The organism is Mucilaginibacter sp. (assembly GCF_964263795.1).
In the GTDB taxonomy this organism is placed as follows: domain Bacteria; phylum Bacteroidota; class Bacteroidia; order Sphingobacteriales; family Sphingobacteriaceae; genus Mucilaginibacter.
This window is the reverse complement of the sequence record NZ_CAXVWK010000124.1, coordinates 1-3,739: the sequence shown is the minus strand read 5'-3', so window position 1 is coordinate 3,739 and position 3,739 is coordinate 1. Positions and strand designations below refer to the sequence as shown.

Annotated in this window: 5 protein-coding genes; all 5 read left to right on the top strand. The window is 40.9% G+C overall.

Annotated features, from left to right (window positions below; all coding sequences use genetic code 11):
* Positions 1 to 510: menaquinone biosynthetic enzyme MqnA/MqnD family protein (locus ACE5CV_RS19625; RefSeq protein WP_374951904.1), on the top strand; the 510-nt coding region annotated here is incomplete at its 5' end.
* Between the two features lie 96 nt (positions 511 to 606).
* Positions 607 to 1,416: an SDR family oxidoreductase gene (locus ACE5CV_RS19620; RefSeq protein ID WP_374951903.1), complete on the top strand. Its 810-nt coding sequence runs from the start codon at positions 607 to 609 to the stop codon at positions 1,414 to 1,416.
* Positions 1,417 to 1,646: 230 nt separating this feature from the next.
* Positions 1,647 to 2,111 carry a hypothetical protein gene (locus tag ACE5CV_RS19615; RefSeq protein WP_374951902.1) on the top strand — a complete coding sequence of 155 codons (465 nt, stop codon included), beginning with the start codon at positions 1,647 to 1,649 and terminating at the stop codon, positions 2,109 to 2,111.
* Between the two features lie 237 nt (positions 2,112 to 2,348).
* Positions 2,349 to 2,546, top strand: a complete 198-nt coding sequence (locus ACE5CV_RS19610; protein WP_374951901.1) for a cold-shock protein — start codon at positions 2,349 to 2,351, stop codon at positions 2,544 to 2,546.
* 117 nt (positions 2,547 to 2,663) lie between these two features.
* On the top strand, positions 2,664 to 3,739 hold a 1,076-nt coding region (locus ACE5CV_RS19605), incomplete at its 3' end, for an MFS transporter (RefSeq protein WP_374951900.1).

The window sequence follows — 3,739 nt, the reverse complement described above, 5'->3', positions numbered from 1 at the left end:
GTAAATTCGGTTTTTATATTTAGCAATTGCGACATAAGGGAAGCTAAGCGCGTACAGTTAGATCCGGAGTCGCGCTCATCAAACAACCTGGCAAAGGTGTTGCTTAAAAATTTCTGGCAAATACAGCCGGAACTTATTACTGATGCGGCCGACTATTCAATATCTGCAGACCCACAAACGGCTTTTGTACAAATCGGCGACCGCACCTTTGGCAAAACCGATAAATACCCTTTTGTTTATGACCTTTCCGAAGAATGGATGACCTTTACCGGCCTGCCTTTTGTATTTGCCGCTTGGATAGCTAACAAGCCAATTCCTGTTGAGTTTATAGCAGAATTTGACAAGGCTTTAAAGCTGGGCCTGGATCATCGTAAGGAGTTACTCAAAGAACTGCCTCAGCGCCCGGACTTTGATCTGGAAGATTACCTGATGCACCGGCTGGATTTTGACCTCACAGAGGATAAAAAGAAAGCCCTGCACTTATTCTTAGAATACATCAAAGCATTATAAGCAGTAATTTAGTTTAGGCGATAGTTTGCTGCCTTTGCTTAAGATTTTTAAAACCGTTACCCTCATTTTCTTCTTTGCCATATATATTTAATTAGTATGGCGTCAACAAAAAAACTCAGGGGCCAGGTGGCCATTGTTACCGGTGCAGATAGCGGTATAGGCAAGGCAGTTGCCATTGCTTTAGGCGCGGCAGGTGCTGCTGTAATTGTTAATCACATCCATGGCGATGAAGCGGCCGATAAAGTAGTAGCCGAAATAAAAAGTGCCGGAGGCCGCGCTTACGCATTTCATGCCGATGTAAGCAACGAGCAGGATGTACAGGCCATGTTTGCCTTCACCATCAAAAAATATAAAACTGTAGATATACTGATAAACAACGCAGGCCTGCAAAAAGATGCAGCACTTGTAGATATGACCCTTGATGAATGGAACACCGTAATTAAAACGAACCTTACCGGTCAGTTTTTATGCGCCCGCGAGGCCGCCAAAGAATTTATCCGCAGGGGAGTGGTTAAAAGCAGGAGTACAGCCGCAGGTAAGATCATCTGTATGAGCAGTGTGCACGAGGTAATACCATGGGCAGGGCACGTAAATTATGCTGCCAGCAAAGGCGGTGTAGAGTTATTCATGAAAAGCATAGCGCAGGAATTGGCGCCGCATGGCATCCGGGTGGTTAGTATCGCGCCAGGGGCAATACAAACACCGATAAACCGGGAGGCCTGGGAAACCCCGCAGGCTTTAAATAAATTGTTAAAGCTTATACCTTATAACCGCATAGGGCGGCCCGAAGATATTGGCAAACTGGCTGTTTGGCTGGCATCTGACGAGGCCGACTACATAACCGGTACTACCATATTTATTGATGGCGGGATGACGCTTTACCCTGGTTTTGCCGATAACGGGTAGCAAAAGTTAACATTACTTAAATGCCAGTTTAACCTTATTGTAAAACATACACTAAGCTATCTATGTTTTTATTGACATATTGTAAATTATACACTAAGTATAGCCCGTTATTTTAATAAAATGATTTTTATCGGTTATAAATTATCAAATATTCATAAAAGTTTATTTTTATTTTAATTATTCATAACTCAGATGTACTTTTGTTATGTAAATTAAAATTTAAAAACACAATGAAAAAGATATTTGTAACTACCGCAATCGCTGCCTTGTTTACTGCTAATGTATTTGCTGCTAACAGGGTTATTAAATCTGAGGATGGTGCTGAAGCAGTATCATATACAGTAATCAATAAATTCAATAATGAATTTGTAAGGGCAAAAGATGTTAACTGGAAAGTTAGCTCAACCTTTCAAAAAGCTACCTTTGTTTTAGATGGTGTAAAGATGTCAGCATTTTACAATCTGCAAGGCGAGTACATGGGTGCAACCCAAACTGTACAATTCAAAGCATTGCCGGTAAAAGCTAAAAATGAGATCGCACAAAAATACGAAGGCTATATGGCTAAAGAAGTGATCAAATTAGACGCTAACGATGATACTACCGTTTATTTTGTTGACCTTAAAAAAGGTACTGACGAATTTTTGGTACGTGTAACACCATCTGCTGATGTTTACTTTTTTCAAACTGTAAAATAAGCAGGGAAACACCCTAATCAATAAATTTAAAGGCCACCGTTTAACGGTGGCCTTTTTTTGTTTTAATGATGTCAATTGCCTTAATGATTCTAAATAAATAATTTTATTTGATTATTAATAATTTTATATATTTGAACAGATAGTTGTTCATTCCATATTGATTATTAATCAATTATATTCAGTTTGAATTGCCCACTGATCTTTCTAACTAACTAATTATACTCTTATACTAACATTATGAAAACTGGAAAAGTAAAATGGTTTAACACACAAAAGGGATATGGTTTTATAGTTACCGAAGATGGTAAAGACTTATTCGTTCACTTTAAAGACGTGCAGGGTGGTGTAAACGCAATTAAGGATAACGATAACGTTGAATATGAAGTGGAAGACGGCCGAAAAGGCTTGCAGGCAGTAAACGTAAAAAAAGTATAGTCAACTTTTCCCGATGATATTTAGGCCTCTGCATTTTGCAGGGGTTTTTTTATGCAAAAAATTAGGCACGGTTGCCGCCAATAACTACATTAGCTTACCAATTATTAAATGACAACTATGGCGGATAACGCACCGGCTAAATTAACCAGGAATGTGGTTTTCCTGGTATTGGTAGCATCCCTGGGCTACTTTGTTGATATATATGATCTTTTAGTGTTTTCAATAGTCCGTAAGGCAAGCCTGCATGATATCGGTGTTGCCGATGCTGATATGCTTAAGCAGGGGCAGTTTATCATCAATGTGCAAATGTTCGGCTTGTTGCTTGGCGGCATTATTTGGGGTGTGATAGGTGATAAGCTGGGGCGTATCAAAGTATTGTTTGGTTCAATCCTGCTGTACTCGGTAGCCAACTTTGCAAACGGCCTGGTTACCGATGTAAATACGTATGCGCTGATCCGTTTCATTGCAGGCATTGGTCTGGCCGGCGAATTAGGTGCAGGTATTACCTTGGTGGCCGAAACTTTAAGTAAAGAGAAAAGAGGCTACGGTACCATGATAGTGGCCGTTATAGGCTTATTTGGCGCCGCTGCAGCCTATTTTGTAGCCACTAAATATAATTGGAAGGTTGCCTATTTTGTTGGCGGCGGCTTAGGTGTTTTGTTGCTATTGCTGCGTATTGGCACCTTTGAATCGGGCATGTTTAAATCTATGGAGCAAAGTACTGCCAAAAAAGGGCAGATATTGATGCTGTTTAACAACTTTGCACGCTTTAAAAAGTATCTATTCTGTATTCTTATTGGCGCGCCGCTTTGGTACGTGGTAGGGGTGCTGGTTACCCTTTCGCCCGAGTTTGGTAAAGCCCTCAGGGCCGCAACGCCGCTAAGTGCGGGCGAAGGCGTTTTGTACACTTACATTGGAATTTCCATAGGTGATATTTTTGCAGGACTGTTGGCACAGCTTACTAAATCCCGTAAACTTACTATGGCTGTTTTTCTTACCGTGTCGGTTATTACGGCGTTTATTTATCTCCGTTCTGTGGGCATTACGCATGACCGTTTTATTTGGATCTGCTTTGCAATGGGCTGCTCTGTTGGTTATTGGGCAACCTTTGTAACCATTGCTGCCGAGCAGTTTGGCACCAATATTCGGGCAACGGTTACTACAACTGTGCCCAATTTCGTCCGCGGATCATT